Genomic DNA, 25,712 nt, shown 5'->3' on the forward strand with positions numbered 1-25,712 from the left:
TATAAAACATGAAGTCAAGTTGGTATTAACATGGTAAATCAGGTTCATAAATTTGGTGGTTCGAGTTTAAGCTCAGCGGATCGCTTTAAAAGTGTCGCAAATATTATTTTAACTCATGCTCAAGCAGGGGATTGTGTTGTGGTATCGGCTGCCGGTAAAACCACCGATACCTTGGTTAAATTGTGGCAAAGCTATCAACAGCAAGATACCCAAGCGATTGCTGATATTATTTTGTTAATCAATAATCATCAATCTGCGCTTGTTGAGCAATTGCTTATAGCGAGTGCTAAGCATGAAGCACTCGATATACTTGCTACTGAGCTAAGCATTATTACTCAGCAGGCCAAGCAAGGTACTTTAGCTGAAGCTTGGCTATTAGCCCATGGCGAATTATGGTCTGCAAGGCTATTAAGCGCTTACTTAGAGCAACTTAAGGTTAGTGCTTGCGCTCATGACGCTAGGCAGTTATTCACGTTAGACGCTGGGCAACTGCTGCATGCTAATAATCAGCAGCAGTGCTTAAAAGCCATAGATACGAGCAAAATTAATGTCGTTACGGGGTTTATTGCGGCTAATTTACAAGATGAAACCGTAACCTTGGGACGAAACGGTAGTGATTACAGTGCTACTTTATTAGCACGATATTGCAATGCTAAAAAAGTGTCTATTTGGACTGATACTCAAGGTGTTTTTAGTACTGATCCGCGTAAGGTAGCTAATGCGATTAAGTATGCGCGGGTGTGCCGTGAGCAAGCCAATTTATTAGCGAGACTAGGTAACCCCGTATTGCACGCTAAAACATTATCGCCATTAAAAGGGACCGATATAGAGTTAGTTGTTCGCAGTAGCTACGATCTACAGAGAAGTCATACCGAAATAGTTAAATTAGGAATGAGTAAACAAAAACGTTTTTTAACCACGGTTAATAATGTGGATTTACTCACTGTTGATGACTTGAGTGAAGGCGAGGTAGCGCATGTTAGTCAACTTATACAGCATAGCTTGCATCATTTTGAACATGCAGGCGAAATTTACTTGGTAGTCCCTGCGTCGGCGACATATCAGGTGGTTAATTATTTTGCTGGCCGCGCCAATATTAGTGAGTCTAACTTAAATGGGGTTGCAATTATTGCATCAGAGCAAGATATAGCGACGCTCGGTGAGCAAAGTGCCGCTTTACTTCAGGCTGAATCAATCCACCCTCGATTTACTCATTATGGTGAAGGTTATACGTTATTATTAACCGATCAGGTACTTGAAAGTGATGTGCTGAGCTTACTGCATGATAAATTAATTAATAAAACGCAAGAAATAGCTTTAATTATTGCAGGACTTGGTAATGTGGGGGCTGAATTTATGCGCCAATTACCAGCACAGCTAGCCCGTTTATCATCAGGTTTTAACGTTAAGTTAGTGGCATTAGTGCGCTCAGAGCAGATGTTGGTTAATGCCAATGGGTTAGACAGTGAAAGCTGGCAACAGCAATGGGAAAACCATGCAAGCCCTTATCAACAAGCTAATTTGTTGTCATACATTGATACTCTTGAGTATGAACATAAGGTAGTGATTGATATCACCGCTAGTGAATATTTTAGTCAGCTTTACAGTAAACTTGTGGAATTAAATTGTCATTTAATTAGCGCCAATAAATACGCGGGTACTGCCCCGCTGAGCTGGTATAAGACACTACGTAAAAACTTAGGCCAAAGTGGCTTACACTGGCGTTATAATGCCAGTGTGGGAGCCGGATTACCGATTAATTTTGCATTAGCCGATTTACAAAACAGTGGTGATAAAATAACGCGTATAGAAGGCGTATTCTCTGGCACACTCTCTTGGTTATGCAGTAGTTACGATGGCAGCAAGGCATTTTCAGATTTAGTGCTTGAAGCACAAGCTTTGGGGTTTACCGAACCTGATCCGCGAGAAGATTTGTCTGGCCGAGATATGCAACGTAAGTTACTTATTTTGGCGCGTGAGTTGGGTATTGAATTAGAGCTTGATGATATTTCCTTATCGGCATTGATGCCCGATGAGCTAAGTAAAGGCAGTTGGAGTGACTTCCTGGATAATAAGGCAAGCTTAGATGCGTTTATCAAGCAGCACTTCGAAACGGCTTTGCAACAAAATGCTGCACTGTGTTACACAGGGTTGCTAGAGTTTAAAAACAATAAGCTAAACGCTAAAGTAGGGATTTCCTATGTACCAAAAAATGAAGCTGTAGCTAATTTAACCCCTGGCGATAATATTTTTGTGATTAATACTCAGTGGTATAATCAAAACGCATTAGTGATACAAGGCCCCGGAGCGGGTAAAGAAGTGACCGCAGCTGGCGTACACTCTGACTTATATTGGTTGGTACAAAATATTACTTAGACCATATAAAAGGCCGCTAATCAGCGGCCTTTTATATATTAGCATTATTTAAAAGAGCTCTTCTTCGGTTTTAGTGCTTTCTTCAAATACATCATTTGGCTGTGCTAACACATATTTTGTAGGTGCGGTCCCTTTCTCAAAGTACTCAAAACGGCTGGTATAATCGTTTTTATGACTTAACAGCCCCGTTTCTAAGTCAATACGAATAGAAACTAAGCCTTCAGGTGGTTCGATAGGTGCCGCAGGTTTACCATCCAGTGCGACTCTCATAAAATCAACCCATGCAGGCTGAGCTGTTTTAGCACCTGACTCTGCGCCTGATATTTGGCCACTTCCTAAGTTATTGTTATAGGTTGAGCGCCCCAGAGTATTTCCAGGGTTGTCAAAACCAACCCAAACAGAGGTCATCACATCGCGATTAAAGCCGCTAAACCAAGTATCTACAGAATCATTGGTAGTGCCTGTTTTACCTGACAGATCGCGACGTTTTAGCGCTTGTGCACGCCATCCTGTACCACTCCAACCTGTTTTATGAGACCAGCTACCACCACCCCAAATTGCGCTGTTCATAGCACTGGCAATTAAAAATGCATTTTGTTTAGATATGATCTGCGGCGCGCAGTTTGGTGCTAATTGCTCACTTAGCATTAGCGAGCTAGCTGGTGTCGCTTCATCATCACAAATTACAGTCGGGTTAGTTTTAAATAAGGTATTACCCATGGCATCTTGAATTTCAGAGATAAAGTAAGGTTCGACTAAGTGGCCGCCATTGGCAAAAGTACTCATACCACGAGCTAACTCTAGTGGAGTAATAGATGCGCTACCTAAAGCCAGCGATTCACTGCGATTTATATCTTCATCTGCAAAGCCAAATTTAAGTAAATGATCGGCTGTACGTTGCAAGCCAACACCACGTAATAAACGTACCGAAATCACATTTTTTGATTGCGCTAAAGCGCGGCGAATGCGAATAGGGCCATTATAAATGGCAGGGCTATTTTTAGGTCGCCATGCGACACCTTGGCTTTTATCCCATTGATTTATAGGGGCATCATTTAGAATTGACGCTAAGGTGTAGCCTTTTTCAAGTGCAGCAGAATATATAAATGGCTTAATATTAGAGCCCACTTGGCGCTTAGCTTGCACTGCACGGTTATATTGGCTTTGTTCAAAGCTGTAACCGCCTACAATGGCTTTTATACGCCCGTTTTGTGGGTCTAAAGACACAATGGCGCTTGCAGCTTCAGGGATTTGACTCAAAATATAGCTGTTGTCATCATTTTTACGCAGCCATATTTGCATGCCAGGCGTTAATATATCGCTTGCTTTTTCAGGAGCAAAGCTTTGGCGATAACGGGTGATAAACTTACGCGCCCACTTTAGATTATCCCAAGTCAATGTTGTGCGTTCGCCGCTTTTAAGCATTACTTCCGCGCTTCTGTCGGATACATTTAAAACTGCAGCGGCTTTTAGAGGGCCTAGTTCATTGGCCTCTTTCAAAATGTTTAATAACTTAGAGTCAGAAGGTGTGGGCTCTGTTTGTGGATCCCATAAAATGGCTTCTGGGCCTCTAAATCCATGGCGCATATCATAGGCATGTAAATTATTAACTAAAGCCGTTTGTGCCGCCTGTTGAATATTTGACTCAACAGAAGTATACACTTTAAATCCTGAGTTATAGGCTTTATCTATACCGTAGCGCGACACCATTTCAGCACGTACCATTTCTGAAATATATGGTGCATATAAGTCAATTTCAGCCCCATGAAAATAAGCGGTAATTGGTTGGTTCGTGGCTTCATTATACTGCGCTCTAGAAATATACTTTTCATCTAGCATTCGTCCTAACACTACATTTCTTCTAGCTTTGGCTCGCTTTGGGTTACGAATAGGGTTAAGTGCTGAAGGCGCCTTGGGTAAACCGGCAATCATTGCCATTTGCGCAAGAGTGAGCTCTTTTAGCTCTTTACCATAATAAACCTGAGCGGCTGCACCAATACCAAAGGCGCGGTTTCCTAGCTCTATTTTATTTAGATAAAGTTCAAAGATTTCATCTTTTGAAAGTAAATTTTCAATATGGATGGCAATAAATATTTCTTTTACTTTACGGATATAGGCTTTTTCTCGCGTTAAAAAGAAGTTACGAGCCAACTGCATGGTGATTGTACTGGCACCTTGCTTTTTTTCACCGGTAGAAATAAGTACCAGTGCTGAGCGTACAATACCAATTGGGTCGATACCGATATGGTCATAAAAACGGTTATCTTCTGTTGCTAAAAAAGCCTGTAATAAAGGTTCAGGAATTTGATCTATAGTTACAGGGATACGTCTTTTTTCACCAAATTGGTTGATTAAAAGCCCATCTTTGGTAAATACTTGCATAGGCGTTTGTAATTGAACGTTTTTTAAAACTTGCACGCTTGGGATATCGGATTTAACGTAGTAATAAAGGCTGAGCAATGTAATTAGTGCAAGTAATGCACAAATGATCAAAAATTGTAAAGTTCTTTTTAATAAAATCACTGATATTTCCCTAAACGGACTCCCAATTACAGGTTGAGACTGCTAGTATATATTGATTAAAAATTGAATAATATTTTTTAAGATATAAATTATAACTTGTTTATTATTAAAACAAAGGCAAAGTTGCAAACATGCTAAGTCAATTGATAAAAAAACCATCACCTATGATGGTGGGTATTGATATAGGATCGCACTCTATCAAGGCCGTGCTTTTAAGTGAAACAGAAACTGGGCTTCGATTAGAAGCTCTTGCAATTGAACCTATGCCTAAAGGCGCTATGAGCGAGCGCAACATTCAAGACATTGAAGCAATTGGCAATGTGATAACCAAGTTAAAACGAAAGCTTCCAAAGTCACTAAAATTTGCTGCTGTTGCTGTTTCAGGGCAAACAGTGATCACCAAAGTTATTTTCATGGATGTTTCCTTAAGCGATGCTGAATTAGAATCACAGATTGAAATTGAAGCCGATAGCTTGATCCCCTATCCATTAGATGAAGTCAGTTTAGATTTTGAAAAACTCTCTACTAACAGTGCGGATCCGAGCAAAATTAATGTTCTACTTTCTGCAGCGAGAACGGAAAGTGTGGAAGCGAGAGTAGGCGCACTTAGTGCTGCCAACTTAACTGCAAAAGTTGTGGATGTTGAAAGTTATGCATTAAGCCGGGCTATGGATGTTTACTACCAACAGCTACCATCAGATGCGTTTGATAAAACTGTTGCAGTAGTCGATATAGGTGCGGTGCTTACCTTGGTCAGTGTAGTGCAATTTGGTGAAACTATTTACACCCGCGACCAGGTATTTGGTGGTGACCAATATACAAATAGTATTGTTGCTTACTACAACAAAGGCTTTGATGAGGCTGAAATTGGTAAAACAACGGGTGATTTACCGCCTAATTATACATTTGAAGTGTTAGCGCCTTTTCAAACCTCATTATTGCAGCAAGTTCGTCGTGCTGTGCAAATGTTTCTAACAACAACAGGTAAAGAGCAGTTGGACTACATCGTACTGACGGGCGGGTCAGCGATGATTAAAGGTGTTGATAGGTTATTAATCGAAGAATTAGGAATACACACGGTTGTTGTTGAACCATTTGATAAAATGGAAATATCACCTAGAGTAGATCGTAATATAATACAGCGCCACCGCACTCAGTTTGCGATTGCAACTGGCTTGGCGTTGAGGAGTTTTTCATCATGCCACATATAAATTTACTACCTTGGCGTGAACTTCAGCGTGAGCAGTCTAAAAAGAAATTTATAACATTGCTGATGGCAGTGGTTATCGTTTGTTTCGTAACTATGTATGCGCTGAGTACATTTTATAGCGCTCTAAAAGAAGGGCAAATGCTTAAAAATAACTATCTCAGCTCAGAAATTACAATGCTCGATCAGAAAATTCGCGATATACGCGACTTAGACATGAAAAAAGAAAATCTACAACAACGGATGCGTTTAATTGAAGAGCTACAAAGCAGCCGTAATTTAGGCACGCAAATAATGGATGAAGTCGCAAAAATAGTGCCTGCTGGAGTTTATTTAACTAAGCTTGAGCGTAAAGGTAGCCAAATTCATGTGTTAGGTAAAAGTGAGTCTAATAATCGTTTGTCTACTATGCTTCGACAGGTGCAAAGTTCTTATCTTTTAGAGCGCCCGACTATGCAAGGTATTGTTGCTGGCGATCAATCCTCTCGTTTACTCAGCGATTTTAATATGGAGTTCTACGTAAAACCATTTGGTAAAATAGGCGAGGCACCTAATGAACCTTGATCTTAAGTCGCTTACAGAAATAGATTGGAATGAAATAGAGCTCGATAACATAGGTGAGTGGCCTGTTATTGTAAAAACAATATGCGGCGCATTTGTTGCCTGTCTCGTATTGTTTTTTAGCTATAGCCTATTAGTGTCGGATGAAATTGAAAGCTACCATAACGCAGTGGCCAAAGAGATAGAATTACGCACAACCTACCGAACTAAATATGCAGTTGCCAGCAAGCTCGATATTTATCGTGAACAAATGGTTGAGATGGAAGATGAGTTTTCTCAGCTATTAAAACGCCTACCTACCTCAAATGAGACGCCAGGATTATTAGATGACCTTTCCTATGTGGGTACAACCAGCGGCCTAACATTTTTAAAAATTGGTTGGCTACCTGAAGTTGAAAAAGAGTTCTATACCGAGCTACCCATTAAAATTGAAGTAGTAGGCACTTATCATGAGTTCGGTGAATTTGTAGGAAAAGTGGCTCAATTGCCGAGAATAGTAAGTTTACACGACTTTTCTATTTTATCATCTGGCGAAAAGCAGCTAACATTCAGTGTAGTAGCAAAAACTTATCGTTATGAAGAGGGGGTAAGATGATGAAGCAACTTCCCTTTTTAACTGTCGTAATATTGTTGCTCAGTGGTTGTAATGAAGATACATCTGAGCAAAAAGAGTTTATTGACCAAGTTAAGGCAAACACTACTGCACGTGTTGAAAAAATACCTGAGTTAGTTAAGTTTGAACACTTTGAATATAACGCCAAAGATATACGTAGCCCTTTTGTAGCACCAGAACCAGAAATTATACAAAATAAGCTAACACAAGTTAAAAACTGTCTTCACCCAGACCCAGAGCGTGTCCGTCAGCCTCTGGAGAAATACCCATTAGATAATTTAGCAATGAAGGGAACGATAGGGTCGAACAGTAATACATGGGCGCTCATTACAGCTGCTGATAACACCTTACACCGAGTATCGATAGGAAGCTATTTAGGTACATATGATGGAAAAGTAAGCAGTGTTAATAGTGACTATATTGAATTAGTAGAATTAATCCCTGATGGGTCAGGTTGTTGGAAAGAACGTTTGACCAAATTAGAAATGTTAGAGGCGGCAACTAATGGCGCAAATTAATAAGAAAAATGGTACTCCCTATATGCATAAAGATGAGTGTTCGCATCACCGTATTTTAACAACGTTGCTATTTGTATTTTTATTACTAATGATGAAAACGGTCAGTGCAGCTCCTTTACTCTATGACGTTCGATATAATCCATTACTTAAAGGTGAAACTGAATTACAGCTGGTATTTGATGAAGAATTACAGCAACAACCTGATGTACAAGTTTTTAATAATCCAGCACGGATAGAGTTATTATTTAATGCAGTTGAACTAGATGAAGGGTTGGCAAATATTGTTATTAACCAAGCAGGGATAAGTAACATTAGTAGCATGATGACCAGTGCAGGTTTAAAAGTAACCATTAACTTGGAGCGATTAAAAATTTATGAGGCTGAAGTTAATAACAACCTATTTTCAATAAGAATATCTGATAACCCTCTAGCAAAACAAATCGTAACAACCAGTGAAGATGCACCTGCTCGTGCCTCTAATTATATCAATGGCATTCAAGCAATTGATTTTCGCCGCGGTGAAAAAGGTGAAGCAAAAGTACTTGTTTATCTGCAAGATACACAGGCTGCTATTGAGGTTCATGAAAGTGGCGGGAAAATCATTGCAGAGTTTCACCATACCGATATTTTAGATGACTTATTGTATGAATTAGACGTACTCGATTTTGGTACTGTGGTGAGCAGTATAGAAACGTTTAAGGAAGATAATCTGACACGCATTGTAATTGAACCTAATAAAGCTTTTGCTTACACGTATCAGCAAATTGAAAATATTTTTACCTTAACGGTTGAGAAAGACGAGACTCAAAATGGATTCTTAGATGGAGGTAAAGAGTACTTAGGCCGTCCTATGACGCTTAACTTTCAGGATATCTCTGTGCGTGCTGTATTACAGATTATTGCGGGCTACAATGACTTTAACTTGGTAACTAGTGACTCAGTGACTGGCAACATTACCCTTCGCTTAGATGGTGTTCCTTGGGATCAGGCGTTAGACGTAGTGCTAAGAATAAAAGGTTTAGACAAACGTATGGATGGCTCTATTTTAATGGTAGCGCCATCTGAAGAGCTTGCTGCCCGTGAAGCAAAAGAGTTAAAAGCAAAGCAACAAGTAGAGGATTTAGAGCCACTATATAGCGAATACATCCGTTTAAATTACGCCAAAGCAGAAGATTTTGCCGACTTACTAAAAACAGATACCAATAGTATTATTACAGCGAGAGGCAGCGTGTCTGTTGATCAGCGAACTAATACGCTACTAATGAAAGACACCGCAAAAAGCATTGAAAGTGTTCGCCGCATGGTCGAAACCTTAGACATCCCCGTCAAACAAGTGGTTATAGAGGCGCGCATGGTCACTGTACGCGACAATGTTAAAGAAGACTTAGGCGTTCGTTGGGGGTTCAGTGATCAGCAAGGTTCTGATGGTGTTTCTGGTACATTAGAAGGTGCTGAAACAATTTCTAATGGAAATATTCCGAGTCTTACAGATCGACTCAATGTTAATTTACCTGTAGCGAATCCATCGGCAAGTATTGGTATGCATATAGCTAAACTAGCCAATGGAACATTAATTGATTTAGAATTAACCGCGCTCGAAGAAGAGAATAAGGGTGAAATTATTGCGAGTCCGCGTATCACTGCTGCTAACCAGCAAAAAGCACGCATTGAGCAAGGTACCGAGATCCCCTATGTTGAATCTGCTTCGAGTGGCGCAACAACCGTAAGCTTTAAAAAAGCAGTGCTGAGTTTAGAGGTGACACCTCATATCACACCAGACAACAAAGTTATTTTAAACTTAATAATTACTCAAGACACCCGTGGTGATACCGTTCAAACAGGAACTGGCCCAGCTGTTGCCATTGATACGCAACAAATTGAGACTCAAGTTCTCGTTGAGAATGGACAAACGGTAGTGTTGGGTGGTATTTTTCAACAGCAAATTATTAATTCGACCAAAAAGGTACCTTTATTGGGCGACCTTCCTTACGTAGGAAGACTATTTAAAAGCACAAGCGAGTTTAATGAAAAGCGCGAACTGCTGATTTTTGTCACACCTAAAATTCAAATAGACTAATTACCTAACCTGAATTCTGCAGAGATAGATTAACTCTTCAGGGCTCAGGTTATTCAAACTATCTAGGCTGAACAACAAACTAGACGGTTTTGGCATGTTATTTAGTTATCTTGGTGTAACACTCCCTGTAAATGTACAATTAGGCAGTATATAATTTTTATTGTGTACTGTACTGCGGATGCATTTTAAGACTGCGTTAATGTTGCTTGTAACTGAGTTTTTTGTGAAATTACTATGCAAAAGCGTTTACCAAGTAACACGTAGTAGCCTTTAATTGCATAAATTTTAACCCTAGAAGATAAATTTGCCTATAATAAGGTGCTTTTTTGTTAACCAATGGGTAATTATTTAGTTTAATTGCTCGTTATATGGCTTTTTATCCTAATTGACTTGAAATACCCGACCGATTACTGAGATAATCCCTTTCTTAATTTTGGGGCCAGGTCGTTAGGCGGGGTTTTATTTCAAATTTTAGAGTTCGTTTGTACTAAAAGATATGGCTGAGAAACGTAATATATTTCTAGTTGGCCCCATGGGGGCTGGCAAAAGCACGATTGGTCGTCACATCGCTGACCAATTACACCTTGAATTTGTTGATTCTGATCAAGAAATCGAACGTCGTACGGGCGCAGATATTGCCTGGGTATTCGATCTTGAAGGTGAAGAAGGCTTTAGACTTCGTGAAGAATCTGTTATTGGCGATTTAACCGAGATGCAAGGTATTGTTCTTGCTACTGGTGGTGGCTCAGTAATGAGTAAAGAAGTTCGAAACAAGCTTTCGGCTCGCGGTATTGTAGTATACCTAGAGACACCGATTGAAAAGCAAGTTGCACGTACGCAACGCGACAAGCGTCGCCCATTACTGCAAACAGAAGAAGCACCTCGTGATGTACTTGAGCGCTTAGCAGAAGAGCGTGAACCATTATACAAAGAAGTAGCTGATTTTGTTGTACGCACTGATGAGCAGAGCGCGAAAGTTGTTGCTAACCAAATAATCGAGAAATTGGATTTTTAAAAGCCAGTATTAAAAGGACTAACCCAGCATGCTTGAATTAACTGTTAATTTAGACGAGCGAAGTTATCCTATTTATATTGGTCAATCTGCACTTCAAGATACAGGCCGTCTAATCCATCACATTGGTGATTGTCGGCCTATCATCATCACTAATGACACTATTGCGCCGCTCTATCTTCAGCAGTTGCTTGACTCATTATCACAGCAAAACCCACTTCATTTTATTATTCCAGATGGCGAGCAATATAAATCACTCACTTGGTTTGAAAAAATATCAGCATTCTTACTTGAAAATAACTGCGGTCGTGACACCTGTTTAATTGCATTAGGTGGTGGCGTAGTTGGTGATTTAACTGGTTTTGTTGCGGCCTGCTATCAGCGCGGTGTGCCTTTTATTCAAATACCTACCACGTTATTATCTCAAGTAGATTCCTCAGTTGGTGGTAAAACAGCAGTAAACCATCCGCTGGGCAAAAATATGATAGGGGCTTTTTACCAACCACAAGCTGTGTTTATAGATACGCGTTCGCTACATACTTTACCTACCCGTGAGTTTGCTGCAGGCATGGCTGAAGTTATTAAATATGGCCTGATTTACGATACTGAGTTGTTTGCTTTTTTAGAGCAAAATATCACTCAATTACAACAGCTAGATGAAGCCTGTTTACAGCATATTATTTTTAGATGCTGTGAAATTAAAGCACTCATCGTTGCACAAGATGAGAAAGAGCAAGGCTTGCGTGCACTATTAAATTTAGGACACACGTTTGCCCATGCAATAGAAGCACAAATGGGGTACGGCGTGTGGTTACATGGTGAAGCCGTAGCGACAGGTATGGTACTTGCTGCCAAGCTTGCTCATACTCGTAACGATTTAACACAGCAAGACCTAGAGCGTATTGCTACATTAATAGCAGCGTATAATTTACCAATCGATATCCCTAACGATATGACCAGTGAGCAATTTTTACTGCATATGCGCAAAGATAAAAAGAATAAAAAAGGGACTATCCGATTTATTTTACCCACCGAATTTGGTCAATGTGCATTAGTTGATGATGTATCAGATGATCAAGTTAGAGCATTGATCGAGCAATAAATGCAGTCACAAATTTTACCAAGCCGTGCGGCTTTGGTGGATAGAATCGCATTACAATTTGAATATGGTCAAAACTTAATTGTTTTATTAGGCACCTCTGGTCTGGGTAAAAGCTATTTGCTTGAAACCTTCATTACTGATAAATATAACGATTTTAATAAAGCATTTGTGCAAGTCGGTGCCCAGATGACTGATGTGCAGTTAATGACTCAGTTATTAGAGCAAAGTTTTAACGCCCCTTTAGTTGATCACAATCTAAGCTTATCGCAAAACTATTATCAATTAGCGAAACAACAACAATGTGGGGCGTGCTTGTGGATTGTTGATGGCGGCAGGCACCTATCCGAAGAGCTAATCGCAGAGCTTGAGCTACTATCAAAAAATGCACCTAATGTGCTTTATATTATGATTGCATCACAGTCTAAATTACCCTTTAAAGATGCAGTAAATATTCATTTAGAACCATTAAATATAGCTGAAAGTAAGCAGCTTATGGGGTGGTACTTTACGAGCCTACCCTATGATGAAGATCCTGTCTTTCAAACTTTTTTAGTTGAAGCTCAAGGTAATCCGAGCCTGTTATTAGCCTGGCAGCCAAACGAGCAGATTGCAGATATTGTCGTGAAAGATAAGGTATCTTGGCGATTACAGCTGCTCACATTGTTATTAATAATTATGCTGTTGATTATTGGCCTTGTGTACAAAGCCGATATGACCCAGTGGTGGGAAAACGCTAATCGCCAAATTGATGAGCAAGTGCTATCAACCGCCATCACAACTGAGCAAGCTATTGAAAATAAACCACAGAAGCCAGTGCCTTTAAGTAGTGAGCCGCCAGCAGCTGTCCTTCAAAAGCCCACCCAAAAAACCAATAACAATGTTCCAGCGATTGTTGGGAGCTTAACGGAATCAACAAATGTTGTTGAGCAGGAAAAGCCGGCACCAAAACCCGTTGAAGAAAAGCCGGTTACTAAACCTGCACAAATAAAGCCGCAAAACCCAATAGTAAAAATACCCAGTAATTGGTACTTACAACAACCTGAGGATAATTTTGTTATTCAGCTCTTAGCTGTAACTCAGCAGCAGGTAGGGAATGAGTTTATTGTTGAACATAAGCTAGAAAATATCACTAATACCTACCAAACTAAACGAAATGGTAAAATGTGGTGGGTAGTAACTACAGGCAGCTTTGTTAGCTTAAATGAGGCAAAACAAGCACTGCAAGTACTTCCTGCTGAGGTTAGAAAAAATAAACCTTTCTATAAAAAAATTAGTAAAATAAAACAAGAAATTGCACGAGTTGATCAGTAAACTCAGTAACTTTAGTGTAAAATCGCGCAACACCGAATTGAAGTAAAGAGCCAATGCAGCAAAAGAGTAGAGCCTTCCTTAAATGGGCTGGCGGAAAATACAGCCTCGTTGAAGATATTAACGCGCGACTAAATCAAGCAAGTAAGCATGCTGATACCTTGGTTGAACCTTTTGTTGGTGCGGGCTCAGTATTTTTAAATAGCAATTTTAAACACTATGTACTCAACGATATTAATGCTGATTTAATCAATTTATATAAAGAGCTCAAACGTTCGCCTGATGAGTTCATTAGTGATGCTAAAAAGCTTTTTGTTGATTTAAACAACCACTCAGATGCGTATTATGATTATCGTGTGCAGTTTAATCAAAGCAGTGATGTGTATGAGCGAGCCATCTTATTTTTATATATGAACCGCCATGGTTATAACGGATTATGCCGCTATAATTTAAAGGGCATTTTTAATGTACCTTTTGGTAAATATAAAAAGCCTTATTTTCCTGAAAAAGAAATGTATTTTTTTGCTAGCAAAGCGCAACAAGCTACATTTACTTGCCTAGGATATGATGATGTATTCAAGCTGGTGCCTAAAAATGCAGTGATTTACTGCGATCCGCCTTATGTGCCATTAAGTAAAACAGCATCGTTTACCTCGTATGCAAAAGGCGGGTTTAATTTGGATGATCAGGCTAATTTAGCGAACTTAGCTGAGCAAGCAGCTTTTGAGAATAATACGCCAGTCCTTATTTCAAATCACGATACGGTATGGACACGCAAAATTTACAGCCAAGCTTCTTTGGATAAAATTCAGGTTAAACGCACGATTAGCCCAAAAGGCGGTTCACGAAATAAAGTAGATGAGCTAATGGCTATGTACTTAGCACCGAAGTCACGGTTGCGTAAATAGCCAGTACAAATAAAACAAAAAGTATCACGGCAATAGCTATTAATGTAATAGGGGAGTGGTGTTTAAAGTCTGTTTGACGCTTATCTTCAGATTGCACACCAAAAAATGCCGCTAGCACACTTTGTAACGCGCTTAAGAAATGCTGCATTAATTAAAATAATGGTTTGATTGAAGATGGCTTGTGGTTGTCATCAGTACCTGTTAATAACTCTAGGAAATCTAGGTAATGAAACTGGGCACTGCGGCTATTGCCGGTTAGCCAAGAGGCCCAAGAAGAGTCTTCTTGAATTTGAATGCAGCGGTTTGCGCTATGATTAATAGCGTTAGTTTGATCTTTATGAAGGCAAGTGTTGGCTGAACTTAATTCTTGCTCAGTATTTGAAGAAAGCGATGCAGCTCCAATAATGACACTTACCGACGTGATTAATAATCCAATTTTAAAAACACGCATAATATAAACCTAGTAATTTAGTTCTCCATGAAGCATAACAAACTTGCTTAAATAATACACTTTATTTTTAGCTATATTCAAAGCTAATCATGCCACAAAATTTGTTTATAAGCGTGATTTATCCTTTTTAGCTCACGCGCTTTGCCGTTGTTATAGTTAATAACAGTTAGTCACTAGTGTTGCTAATTTAGCGTTATTTTTAAAGGTGTTACTTGGGTAACATCGTTAATTAAGTTACATTAACGCCATAAATCATTCATTAATGGATTAGCAATGCTCAATTGTGAACAAAAATACTTAATAGCGCCCTCAATTTTATCCGCAGACTTTGCACGCCTTGGCGAAGATGTTGACAGAGTCTTAGCTGCAGGGGCTGATGTTGTCCATTTTGATGTAATGGATAACCATTACGTACCTAACTTAACAATAGGCCCAATGGTGTGTAAAGCACTTCGCGATTACGGTATTAAAGCTCCTATTGATGTTCATTTAATGGTGAAACCGGTAGATAGTTTAATTCCACAATTTGCCGAGGCGGGTGCGTCAATTATTACCTTTCATCCAGAAGCCAGTGAGCATATTGACCGCACTTTACAATTGATAAAAGATCAAGGTTGCCAAGCAGGTCTAGTTTTTAATCCTGCAACGAGTTTAAGCTACCTTGATCATGTAATGGATAAAATAGATGTTATTTTATTAATGTCGGTGAACCCCGGATTTGGTGGGCAAAGTTTTATTCCACAAACACTTGAGAAACTGCGAGAGGCAAAGCAACGCATTATTGATTCTGGGCGTGATATTCGCCTAGAAGTTGATGGCGGTATTAAAGTAGATAATATTGCAGCGGCGGCTGAAGCGGGTGCTGACATGTTTGTTGCAGGCTCTGCTATTTTTAATCAGCCTGACTATAAAAGCGTAATTGATGAAATGCGCCAACAATTAGAAAGTATTAAATAATGAAATATGATGCGGCACTATTTGACTTAGACGGCACGCTAGTTGATAGCGTGTATGACTTATATATGGCGTTAAATCTTACGCTAAGTGATTTAGCGTTTCCCATAGTCAGTCAGCGATTAGTTGAAAGCTGGGTAGGTAATGGCATAGAGGTGTTAGTAAAGCGAGCTCTATGCGGTGATATGCAAATTAGTGAACACCTTGACGAGACTCTGAGTGAGCGAGCTATTAAGCTTTTTTATCAACATTACAGTGAGCAGGTTGGTGAATACAGCGTATTATATCAGCATGTTGAAACTGGACTCGCAGCCCTTAGTGGTATGCCCAAAGCACTTATTACCAATAAGGCACGCCGCTTTACTGAACTACTTTTAGATAAACTGGCTATTCGCAGTTATTTTGAGGTAATTGTTTGCGGTGACGACATGGCAAAAAAACCGTCACCTGAGCCACTTTTATTTGCTTGTAACGCATTGAATATTTCGCCAGATAAAGCCATTATGATTGGTGATTCAAAGAGTGACATACTGGCAGCACAAGCCGCCAATATTGATGTGATAGCCCTTACTTATGGGTATCATCAAGGAGAGCAGCTCGGGGATTATAATCCACAGTACCTATGCGATAACTTCTTAGCTATAATACCCACACTTATACAGCGTTAAAATTTTTAATCAACTAAACACTAAAGGAAAATCATGAGCAAACCAGTAGTTTTAAGTGGCATTCAGCCAACCGGTGGTATGACAATAGGCAACTACGTTGGCGCTATTAACCAGTGGCTAAAGCTACAGGAAGACCACGAAAGTTTCTTTATGCTTGTTGATTTGCACGCGATTACTGTTCGCCAAGAGCCTGAGCTTCTTCGCTCTCGTGTGTTAGACGGTATAGCCTTATATGCAGCGTGCGGTATTGACCCTGAAAAGTCAGCGCTTTTTGTACAGTCACAAGTGCCTGAACATGCACAGTTAGCGTGGGTATTAAATTGTTACGCACAAATGGGTGAGCTTAACCGCATGACTCAGTTTAAAGATAAGTCATCTAAGCATGCTAACAATGTAAACGTAGGTTTATTTTCGTATCCAGTATTACAAGCGGCAGATATTTTATTGTATCAAGCTGACCAAGTGCCAGTAGGGGACGATCAAAAGCAGCATCTAGAGCTAACGCGTGACATAGCTACTCGCTTTAATAACTTGTACGGCGACGTATTTAAATTACCTGAGCCATATATTCCAGAATTTGGCGCACGCGTAATGAGCCTTCAAGATCCGCTTAAAAAGATGTCTAAGTCTGATGAAAACCCAAATGGTTACATCATGCTATTAGATGAGCCTAAAAAGATTGAGAAAAAGCTTAAAAAAGCAGTAACCGATTCAGATGAGCAAGCACGTATTTACTTTGATCGTACAGAAAAGCCTGGTGTTTCTAACTTACTTACTTTATTAAGCGTAGCGACTAAGCGCTCAATTGAAGATTTAGTGCCAGAGTACGAAGATAAAATGTACGGCCACCTGAAAAAAGACACTGCAGATGCGGTAGTGAATATGATTGAGCCAATCCAAGCACGTTTTAAAGAGATCAGAGAAGATCAAAACCTACTTGATAGCATCATGAAATCAGGTGCAGAAAAGGCCAGTGTACGTGCAGAAAAAACACTTAAATCGGTATACGATGCACTAGGATTTATTCCTCGTACATAATTTGATTTATTAGAATAAGTGCAAAAAAATGCCGCTAATTTAGCGGCATTTTTGTGTAATTTTAATAAGTATTTTTTTAATAATTTATATTAAAGTAATGGCTTTAAGTAGTGCCCAGTGTGTGAGCGCTGACATTCAGCCACTTCTTCTGGTGTACCTGCAATCAGTATTTCACCGCCGCCAGCACCACCTTCAGGGCCTAAATCAACGATCCAGTCGGCTGTTTTGATGACATCTAAGTTATGCTCAATCACTACAATGGTATTGCCATGATCGCGTAGGCGATGAAGCACCACTAATAACTGTTCAATATCAGCAAAATGAAGTCCCGTGGTTGGCTCATCAAGAATGTACAAGGTTTTTCCAGTATCACGCTTAGAAAGCTCACGTGCTAACTTAATTCGCTGTGCTTCACCACCAGAAAGTGTTGTAGCGGCTTGGCCTAAACGGATATAAGAAAGACCAACATCCATTAGGGTTTTAAGTTTACGTGCAATAGCCGGTATTTTATCAAAGTAGTCATGGGCATCTTCAACGGTCATGTCGAGCACTTGGTTGATGTTTTTGCCTTTATATTGTACTTCTAAAGTTTCGCGATTATAACGTTTACCCTTACACACATCACACGGTACATATACGTCTGGTAAGAAGTGCATTTCTACTTTGATAACGCCATCACCTTGGCACGCTTCACAACGGCCACCTTTAACATTAAAGCTAAAGCGGCCCACTTTGTAACCACGTGAACGGGCTTCTTGAGTACCCGCAAACAGCTCACGAATACCGGTGAAAATACCAGTATAAGTGGCAGGATTTGAACGCGGTGTGCGGCCAATAGGACTTTGGTCAATATCAATTACTTTATCAAAGTGCTCAAGTCCTGCAATTGACTCATAAGGAGCTGCTTCAGCAGTAGTTGCGCCGTTGAGTTCTGTGTGGGCAAGTTTAAATAAGGTGTCGTTAATGAGTGTAGATTTACCCGAGCCAGATACGCCGGTAATACAAGTCATTAAGCCAAAAGGTATTTTTAAATCAACATTTTTTAAGTTATTACCCGTTGCTCCAAACAGTTCTAACCATTTCTCGTTAGTAGCATGGCGCTCTTTAGGTACTTCTATTTTACGCACGCCCGATAAAAACTGGCCGGTAACCGAGTCTTTGCTTGCTAAAATATCATCGCGTGTACCTTGAGCAATAACATGGCCGCCATGTACGCCAGCACCTGGGCCAATATCAATAATATGATCAGCGGCACGAATGGCGTCTTCATCGTGTTCTACAACAATAACGGTGTTACCCAAATCGCGTAAATGAACTAAAGTTTTTAATAAACGGTCGTTATCACGTTGGTGCAAACCAATTGAAGGTTCATCCAGTACATACATAACACCCACTAACCCAGCACCAATTTGACTCGCTAAGCGAATACGCTGTGCCTCACCGCCTGAAAGTGTGTCGGCGCTACGCTCAAGTGATAAGTAATTTAGGCCTACATTAATTAAGAACGATAGACGATCACGAATTTCTTTTAAAATTTTCTCGGCAATTTGGCCTTTTTGCCCTGTCAGGTGCAAGCCTTCAAAAAAGCCCATCGCCTCACCAATACTCATATGCGTAATGGTTGGCAAGTTAGTTTGACCAATAAATACATTGCGTGCTTCTTGGCGTAAACGTGAGCCTTTACAACTAGGGCAGGCTTGGCTGGTTTGATACTTGGCTAGCTCTTCGCGTACTGAGTTTGATTCAGTTTCGCGGTAGCGGCGGTTCATATTGTTTAATACGCCCTCAAATACATGATTACGTGTAATTAAATCACCGCGGTCATTACGATAATTAAATGCAATTTTAGTATCACCAGAGCCATCTAAAATAATTTTTTTATGTTCTTTTGCAAGCTCTTGATAAGGTACATCTAAATCAAACTCGTAATGCTGCGCAACCGCTTGCAACATTTGATAATAGTAAAAACTGCGTTTATCCCAGCCTTTAATTGCGCCACCGGCTAAGCTTATTTCAGGGTTATGAACCACGCGATTCGGGTCAAAGTATTGTCTTACACCTAAACCGTCACAGCTTTGACAAGCTCCTGCAGGGTTGTTGAACGAAAATAAACGCGGTTCAAGTTCGGTCATCGCATAGCCACAGGTTGGGCAGGCAAAATTTGCTGAAAACAGCATTTCTTCAGCACTGCTATCGTCCATAAAAGCAATGTTGGCAACGCCGCCTGACATTTCAAGTGCCGTTTCAAAAGACTCTGCAAGACGTTGCTGTTGACCCTCTTTTACCTTAAAGCGATCCACAACGACTTCAATAGTATGCTTTTTATGTAAATCTAGCGGTGGTGGATCGGATAAGTCGCATACTTCACCATCTATACGCGCACGAATGTAACCTTGACTAGCAAGTTGTTCTAATAGTTTTACATGCTCACCTTTACGGTCTTTAACAACAGGAGCAAGTAGCATTAACTTAGTGCCTTCAGGCAGCGCTAATGCGGTATCGACCATTTGACTAATTGTTTGCGCTGCTAAAGGAAGATCATGAGTTGGACAGCGAGGTTCGCCAACCCGTGCAAACATTAAACGCAGGTAATCGTAGATTTCAGTAATGGTTCCCACGGTTGAACGGGGATTATGCGAGGTTGATTTTTGTTCAATGGAAATAGCAGGGGAAAGGCCTTCAATATGATCTACGTCAGGTTTTTCCATTAATGACAAAAACTGCCTTGCATAAGCAGAGAGTGATTCAACATACCGGCGTTGCCCTTCTGCATATAGCGTATCAAATGCAAGCGATGACTTTCCTGAACCAGATAAGCCAGTGATAACAATTAGTTTATCACGTGGGATGGTTAGGCTGATGTCTTTTAAATTGTGCGTGCGGGCGCCTCGGACTTCAATGTTTTCCATGCTATCTCGTTTATTGCCAAAATTATTTGTTCAGTATCGCATAATACGCTGCAATATTAATCCTTGATCATTGAAAAAATCCTTAGTTATAGACGATTAATTATTGCCAAGCTTGTGATAGAATCCTTGCCTAATTTTTTCACACAGTAAGATCACGCAAATAATGACCGCATCTTCACTTAATTCACGAGAGAAACGCGCCGCCGTATCGTTAGCGAGCGTGTTTGCATTTAGAATGCTCGGCTTGTTTATGCTGATGCCTGTTTTAGCTATTTATGGTCAATCGCTTGAAGGCTTTTCACCTTTATGGATAGGTTTTGCAATTGGTGCGTATGGTTTAACGCAGGCCGTATTACAAATACCTATGGGGCGACTGTCTGATAAAATTGGCCGTAAAAAAGTGATTGTAGGTGGTTTGCTTGTATTTGCCTTGGGTTCTGTAGTTGCTGCTTTGGCCGAGTCCATACAAATGGTAACGGTAGGGCGTGCCTTGCAAGGTATGGGCGCTATCGCTAGCGCATTGTTAGCGTTTGCATCAGATTTAAGTCGTGACGAACAACGACCAAAAGTAATGGCCGTGATTGGCATGAGCATAGGTATGAGCTTTGCCTTCGCTATGCTACTTGGACCTATAGTGGCATCTTCATGGGGTATAGCAGGGGTGTTTTGGTTAACTGCTATACTGGCTTTATTAGGAATTTTTATTGTCACTATGCTGGTACCCAGTGCAATAAATAAAGCGCCTAAAGGCGATACCCTCGCCAGCTTTAGCGATATTAAAAAGCTAATTAAACATCCGCAGCTAGCGCGTCTAAATGCGGGCGTATTATTGCTGCATTTAACATTGACGACTATTTTTGTAGTATTACCAAGCCAATTAATTAAAGATGGATTAGTCGCCGAAAACCATTGGCAGCTTTATATTCCTGTTTTATTTTTGGCGTTTTTTTTGATGGTGCCAGTAATGATAGTGGCAATTAAAAAAGAGAAAGAAAAACAGGCGTTTATTGGTTCAGTGATGGTCTTAATAATAAGTATGTTAAGCATGTCAATATGGGCCAATAGTGTTGTTGGTATTGCGGTTTGTATGCTGTTATATTTTGTTGCTTTTAACTTTTTAGAAGCCACTATGCCAGCTCTTGTGTCGCGTATTGCTCCAGCAAGTCAAAAAGGCTCCGCTATGGGTGGGTATTCATCTAGCCAGTTCTTAGGGGCTTTTTTAGGCGGTATGTTAGGCGGGTATGTAGCACAAACCACCAGTACGCAAGCTGTGTTTGCGGCGGCGGCACTTGTTGGGGTAATATGGCTTATTATTGCGTGGAAAATGCAAGTCCCACCGAAAAGCAAAGTTATTAGTTTAATGACCCAATTAGATTCTGAAGAGCAGGCACAAACATTAGCTTCTCAGTTAGTTGCTTTACCCGGCGTAATAGAAGCAACCGTAGTTCGCGATGAAAGTCGAAGCTACTTAAAGATTAATGATAAAGAATTTGACCTAGACCAAGCCCGAAGAATGGCTGGTTTAATCTAACGTTTATAGGAGATGGTTCCATGGCACGCGGTGTGAACAAAGTAATTTTGGTTGGTAATTTGGGGCAAGATCCTGAAGTTCGTTACATGCCTAATGGTAATGGCGTAGCAAATATTACCTTAGCAACTTCAGACAGCTATAAAGATAAAAACACTGGCCAAATGGTTGATAAAACTGAGTGGCACCGTGTAGTGTTTTTTGGAAAATTAGCTGAAATTGTAGGTGAATACTGCCGTAAGGGTTCACAAATTTACGTAGAAGGTAAACTTCAAACTCGTAAATGGACTGACCAACAAGGCCAAGAAAAGTACACTACAGAAATTGTTGTTGATGGCTTTACTGGTCAAATGCAAATGTTAGGTGCACGTGGTGGCGACCAACAAAGTGGTGGCTATCAAGGTAACCAAGGTGGTCAACAAAGTGGCGGCTATCAAGGTAACCAAGGCGGACAGCAAAGCGGAAGCTATGGTCAAAATAACCAAGGCCAAAATAGTCAGCAAGGCAGTTATGCCCCACAGCAACAATCTGCACCTGCCCAGCAGCCGGCTCCTCAACAAAACAACCAGTATCAACCACAGCAGCAAGGTGGTTTTGCACCTCAGCAAAATAATGCACCACAACAGCAAGGCGGGTTTGCTCCTAAGCCGCAGAATGCACCGCAAGGTGGCGCATCAAACCCAATGGAACCAACAATCGACTTTGATGACGATATTCCGTTCTAAATTTCCAACTTTTTAGTTTAAAAAGTATTAAAAAAGAGCCCTGAGTAATCAGGGCTTTTTTTATTGATAATAATTACCACCCCTCTCGCTTATCCTCAGCTGAGTGAGTAAATACTCCTCATTAAAAAGCTATAAATAGCTTTAAGGTTTTCAAAGCAGAGCAACATTCTCATTTATGCGCACAAAGATGAAGCCATTATTAATTTTGTTGAACACTAAATATAATGTTTATAAACATTAAGTATTAACAATAAAACAGCTACTAAACTTTTATTATTGGCTTGTGCAATTGCAAATAGTAGACAACACTTTAATAACTTATTTAATGAGCGGGTAAGTTATGAAAGCCAGTCAGTTTCAGTTTTCCAATTACGCTAGTGCCTTATTTTACGCTCTGTGTTTTATGCTATTTATTATTTTTAATAGTGGTTTAAATTTAGTTTTACAACATCAAAATAAGCAAACAGGTATAGAGCTCGCTAAGCAACTGCAGCAGCCGTTAGCCAATGCGCAGCAACTTTTAACCAATACACCTTTTACCCTGGCTCCAGATAAAGTTTCTGTTTATATAAAGCAGAAAAAGCACTATTTCAGCTCTAATTCAAAAGGGATTCTGTTATATTCATGGCCTACCTGGTATGCCTATAACTACCTATTTATAATAATGAATATGTTTATTTTGGCCATTATTTTTGCTGCTAGGCGCTTTATATTGTTTAAAGCGACCAAAAATAGTTCAGTGACGTTGAAGCGCAAGCAAAACGATGGTTATAAAAAGGTGTGCCATACGCCTAGAATAAAGCCTACACAACCGGTATTAGAAAACGTAGTCAAGGAGCAGAAAATAATTGGCTATAATATATTTGCGCTCATTCAATGCGAATGCCATTTTGATACAAACACGGACTTACCTGCGACTCTTAAAGTATTGCTAGCAAAAGACTTTACCAATACGGCTGTAATATCCGTTAAGCAATTAACAGCGGGTAAGTTTGCTTTTACTTTCACTGGGGTTAGTGCAATTGATAAAAAAAATTGCGCTAAATACTTACATCAATGCATGCTTAATGCAGCCCATATTTTAGCTCATAGAGTGACTAAAGAGTGTATAAAATTAGGTATGTGCACTTACTATTCGAATGCTGATCAGGTTATGGTGTATCAGCTTGCCAGATCGTCACTCACACTATCAATACAAAGTAGAGTGCAGCATTATCATCAATTGGCAATCAATTGCAGCCATCTTCAAATGCCTAATAAAAACCTAGTTGCGCAGCGAGTTGAAAAACAAAAATTAGCGATTTTATTTCAACCTGTATACGAGTTGGATAGCGGTGCTATTATCAAACATCATGTTTTAATTAAAAGTAGCGATAAGACAAATAAACAATTATTTAATCAAGATCATATAAGCCAGTTTTACAATGAGGATGAGGCATTGCTACTTGACCAAGCGGTTGTTATACAAGTTAAAAAGTTGCTGCTAATAGAAAAGTCATCGTCTGTTATTAGTATTAAATTGCATCCTAAAAACTGGTTTAATAGTGAGTTTTGGTGTTGGCTAAGTAAACATATGAGTGAGTTGAAAAGCCTTCATACGTTACAGTTTTTGATAAATGAAGCTGACTTTTTAGATAGCCAAGATCGATTGCAGGCTGCTTTTACGACCATAATAGCGCTCAACTTTAATATCGTTATTGATGAGGTTAGAAGTAGTAAGAGCATATTTAACTTCACCCATAACAAGCAAATAGCGGGGCTTAATTTGGCCCATGAACTTGTTCATGGCATAGATCATAATTATTTACAGCAGAAATCTGTCAGGGGAATTGTGCATATTGGTAAATTATTAAGTTTGCCAGTGGTGGCCTCGAGTGTAGAAACGTATCAAGAATTGCAATTTTTAAAAGTGATAGGTGTTAGTACTGCACAAGGAGGGTATTTCTCTGGGTTATTACCCGACTTCACTCAAGTTGCATTTCATTAGCTAGTTGAACAAGTCCACGATATTTTAGCCCATCCAAACCTTGCAGCCCTCCTGTATGAACGGCAATAATTTTGCTGCCAGGGGGAAAGTAGTCGTTGTTAATGAGCTGCCAAAGTGCATACATCATTTTTCCGCTGTAAATAGGTTCCAGTGGTAACTGATATTGCTGCTGCATGTACTGGCAAAACTGCCATAGCTCAGTAGTAAAGCGACCATATCCGCCATCATGGAACTGTGTAAGTAACTGCCAATTACTTTGTGATTTTGCTTTAGGACTAAGAGCCCGTATTTCATCTCGCAGGTAGTCGGCTTGCTTTAAAACTGCAACACCTAATACAGTGCTTTTACTTGAGCTGCCCTCTATTAAGCCCGCCAAGGTTCCACCACTGCCAGTAGGGCAGATTAAGTAGTCGTGCTCAGGTAAACTTTGGGCAAGTTCTTTACATCCTTCTATAGCAAACTCGTTTGTGCCTCCTTCAGGTAGGATATATGCATTAGGGAATCGTGCCTGTAATGCTGTTAAATATGCTTTATCATTTCGTTGTCGGTACTCTAATCGATTCACTACATGTAATCGCATGCCACATTGCTTTGCAAATTTTAACGTTGGATTATTGAGATCAAGCTCAGGGCCTCGAACAATTGCGTGGGTTACTAGGTTAAATTCTTTCCCCGCGGCTGCGCACGCGTGAATATGATTCGAAAAAGCCCCACCAAAAGTCAGTAATTCTGTTTTACCTTGTTGTTGCATGCGAGCTAAATTGTATTTGAGCTTACGCCATTTATTACCACTAATAACAGGGTGTAATAAGTCATCACGCTTGATGTTTAACGTAATGTTTTTTTCTGCTAGCAATTTGTTATTAATTGGTTGTAAATAACTATGTTCATTAATACTGAATTGTATTGGCATTATCACTCTTTTTTATTAGTTACATGGTGAATGTGCTGTTTAATAGCGTTATTTTGACTCAAATTTTATTACTTAAGCAAATTAAAAAATATGTATGCGCCGCTAAATTGGTATCTTTTGGGCGTAAAAGGCAGATAAATCTCGGTGTTGTTAAATAAATTAGCTATTTAGTACAAATGAAACGGTTATTTACTGGCATGAAACGGGATAATAGTTGTAAACTGAGATAATAAATGAACAAAGCTTGTGTTTTGTGCTTCAAGTACATAGCATAAGGTTTTATTATAAAAAATAATAATAACCAAATAATTGCCGCTTTTTTGGGACTGGAATA

At 39.8% G+C, this 25,712-nt stretch carries 21 protein-coding genes; 16 read left to right on the forward strand and 5 right to left on the reverse strand.

All coding sequences use genetic code 11. The annotated features are described in order from the left end of the window. Window positions 1–30: 30 nt before the first annotated feature. Window positions 31–2,376: a bifunctional aspartate kinase/homoserine dehydrogenase II gene (gene metL, locus AB8618_RS00880; RefSeq protein WP_413401150.1), complete on the forward strand. Its 2,346-nt coding sequence runs from the start codon at window positions 31–33 to the stop codon at window positions 2,374–2,376. A 48-nt stretch (window positions 2,377–2,424) separates the two neighbouring features. Here the strand turns inward: metL and AB8618_RS00885 are convergent, their stop codons facing one another. Further along, a complete protein-coding gene (locus AB8618_RS00885; protein WP_413401151.1) occupies window positions 2,425–4,899 on the reverse strand; it encodes a penicillin-binding protein 1A in 2,475 nt (824 codons plus the stop codon). Between the two features lie 131 nt (window positions 4,900–5,030). Here AB8618_RS00885 and AB8618_RS00890 point away from each other — a divergent pair, with 131 nt between their 5' ends. The 9 genes from AB8618_RS00890 to AB8618_RS00930 all read left to right on the forward strand — a co-directional run bounded on the left by AB8618_RS00890 (window position 5,031) and on the right by AB8618_RS00930 (window position 14,205). Beyond that, window positions 5,031–6,110: a pilus assembly protein PilM gene (locus AB8618_RS00890; protein WP_138607202.1), complete on the forward strand. Its 1,080-nt coding sequence runs from the start codon at window positions 5,031–5,033 to the stop codon at window positions 6,108–6,110. Then, window positions 6,098–6,670, forward strand: coding sequence for a PilN domain-containing protein (locus tag AB8618_RS00895; protein WP_413401152.1), 573 nt, complete (start codon window positions 6,098–6,100; stop codon window positions 6,668–6,670). Before AB8618_RS00890 ends, AB8618_RS00895 begins: the two co-directional genes overlap by 13 nt. Further along, on the forward strand, window positions 6,660–7,262 hold the full coding sequence (locus AB8618_RS00900; RefSeq protein WP_413401153.1) for a type 4a pilus biogenesis protein PilO: 603 nt from the start codon (window positions 6,660–6,662) through the stop codon (window positions 7,260–7,262). Before AB8618_RS00895 ends, AB8618_RS00900 begins: the two co-directional genes overlap by 11 nt. Beyond that, window positions 7,262–7,798 carry a pilus assembly protein PilP gene (locus AB8618_RS00905; protein ID WP_171039617.1) on the forward strand — a complete coding sequence of 179 codons (537 nt, stop codon included), beginning with the start codon at window positions 7,262–7,264 and terminating at the stop codon, window positions 7,796–7,798. The genes AB8618_RS00900 and AB8618_RS00905 overlap by 1 nt, the downstream gene beginning before the upstream one ends. Next, window positions 7,785–9,875, forward strand: a complete 2,091-nt coding sequence (locus tag AB8618_RS00910; RefSeq protein WP_413401154.1) for a type IV pilus secretin PilQ — start codon at window positions 7,785–7,787, stop codon at window positions 9,873–9,875. Before AB8618_RS00905 ends, AB8618_RS00910 begins: the two co-directional genes overlap by 14 nt. A 496-nt stretch (window positions 9,876–10,371) precedes the next feature. After that, the gene (gene aroK / locus AB8618_RS00915; protein WP_008466255.1) at window positions 10,372–10,890 is read left to right on the forward strand and encodes a shikimate kinase AroK; all 519 of its coding nucleotides are present in this window, start codon (window positions 10,372–10,374) and stop codon (window positions 10,888–10,890) included. A gap of 28 nt (window positions 10,891–10,918) precedes the next feature. Then, the gene (gene aroB / locus AB8618_RS00920) at window positions 10,919–11,989 is read left to right on the forward strand and encodes a 3-dehydroquinate synthase (RefSeq protein WP_413401155.1); all 1,071 of its coding nucleotides are present in this window, start codon (window positions 10,919–10,921) and stop codon (window positions 11,987–11,989) included. Beyond that, on the forward strand, window positions 11,990–13,300 hold the full coding sequence (locus AB8618_RS00925) for an SPOR domain-containing protein (RefSeq protein WP_413401156.1): 1,311 nt from the start codon (window positions 11,990–11,992) through the stop codon (window positions 13,298–13,300). It abuts the gene before it with no gap. A gap of 53 nt (window positions 13,301–13,353) precedes the next feature. Continuing rightward, the gene (locus AB8618_RS00930; protein WP_178954736.1) at window positions 13,354–14,205 is read left to right on the forward strand and encodes a Dam family site-specific DNA-(adenine-N6)-methyltransferase; all 852 of its coding nucleotides are present in this window, start codon (window positions 13,354–13,356) and stop codon (window positions 14,203–14,205) included. Here the strand turns inward: AB8618_RS00930 and AB8618_RS00935 are convergent. Beyond that, window positions 14,168–14,353 (reverse strand): DUF2970 domain-containing protein, encoded by a 186-nt coding sequence (locus AB8618_RS00935; protein WP_178954738.1) that lies wholly within the window; start codon window positions 14,351–14,353, stop codon window positions 14,168–14,170. The two genes, AB8618_RS00930 and AB8618_RS00935, sit on opposite strands and share 38 nt — an antisense overlap. A 3-nt stretch (window positions 14,354–14,356) precedes the next feature. Next, window positions 14,357–14,656, reverse strand: coding sequence for a hypothetical protein (locus AB8618_RS00940; protein WP_138607184.1), 300 nt, complete (start codon window positions 14,654–14,656; stop codon window positions 14,357–14,359). 273 nt (window positions 14,657–14,929) lie between these two features. On the opposite strand from AB8618_RS00940, the gene rpe reads away from it, so the two are divergent. From rpe to trpS, 3 genes are read left to right on the forward strand one after another with little or no spacing between them, the layout of a single operon-like run. Further along, entirely contained in the window at window positions 14,930–15,613 is a 684-nt protein-coding gene (rpe, locus tag AB8618_RS00945; RefSeq protein ID WP_198522450.1) for a ribulose-phosphate 3-epimerase, read from the forward strand. Continuing rightward, on the forward strand, window positions 15,613–16,278 hold the full coding sequence (locus AB8618_RS00950) for a phosphoglycolate phosphatase (protein ID WP_413401157.1): 666 nt from the start codon (window positions 15,613–15,615) through the stop codon (window positions 16,276–16,278). Before rpe ends, AB8618_RS00950 begins: the two co-directional genes overlap by 1 nt. Window positions 16,279–16,311: 33 nt before the next feature. After that, entirely contained in the window at window positions 16,312–17,316 is a 1,005-nt protein-coding gene (trpS, locus tag AB8618_RS00955; protein ID WP_138607179.1) for a tryptophan--tRNA ligase, read from the forward strand. Window positions 17,317–17,405: 89 nt separating this feature from the next. On the opposite strand, the gene uvrA is transcribed toward trpS, so the two are convergent. Next, window positions 17,406–20,225: an excinuclease ABC subunit UvrA gene (gene uvrA / locus AB8618_RS00960; RefSeq protein ID WP_413401158.1), complete on the reverse strand. Its 2,820-nt coding sequence runs from the start codon at window positions 20,223–20,225 to the stop codon at window positions 17,406–17,408. Window positions 20,226–20,388: 163 nt separating this feature from the next. Here uvrA and AB8618_RS00965 point away from each other — a divergent pair, with 163 nt between their 5' ends. The 3 genes from AB8618_RS00965 (at window position 20,389) to AB8618_RS00975 (ending at window position 24,465) form a co-directional block, all read left to right on the forward strand. Continuing rightward, window positions 20,389–21,756: an MFS transporter gene (locus AB8618_RS00965; RefSeq protein WP_413401159.1), complete on the forward strand. Its 1,368-nt coding sequence runs from the start codon at window positions 20,389–20,391 to the stop codon at window positions 21,754–21,756. Between the two features lie 20 nt (window positions 21,757–21,776). Next, on the forward strand, window positions 21,777–22,478 hold the full coding sequence (gene ssb, locus AB8618_RS00970; protein WP_008467569.1) for a single-stranded DNA-binding protein: 702 nt from the start codon (window positions 21,777–21,779) through the stop codon (window positions 22,476–22,478). A gap of 340 nt (window positions 22,479–22,818) precedes the next feature. Beyond that, entirely contained in the window at window positions 22,819–24,465 is a 1,647-nt protein-coding gene (locus AB8618_RS00975; RefSeq protein ID WP_409424488.1) for an EAL domain-containing protein, read from the forward strand. On the opposite strand, the gene AB8618_RS00980 is transcribed toward AB8618_RS00975, so the two are convergent. Then, window positions 24,443–25,378 carry a 1-aminocyclopropane-1-carboxylate deaminase/D-cysteine desulfhydrase gene (locus AB8618_RS00980; protein WP_409424489.1) on the reverse strand — a complete coding sequence of 312 codons (936 nt, stop codon included), beginning with the start codon at window positions 25,376–25,378 and terminating at the stop codon, window positions 24,443–24,445. The genes AB8618_RS00975 and AB8618_RS00980 overlap by 23 nt on opposite strands. Window positions 25,379–25,712 lie beyond the last annotated feature (334 nt).

It is taken from the genome of Pseudoalteromonas sp. RW-H-Ap-1 (assembly GCF_048318575.1).
Classification (GTDB): domain Bacteria; phylum Pseudomonadota; class Gammaproteobacteria; order Enterobacterales; family Alteromonadaceae; genus Pseudoalteromonas.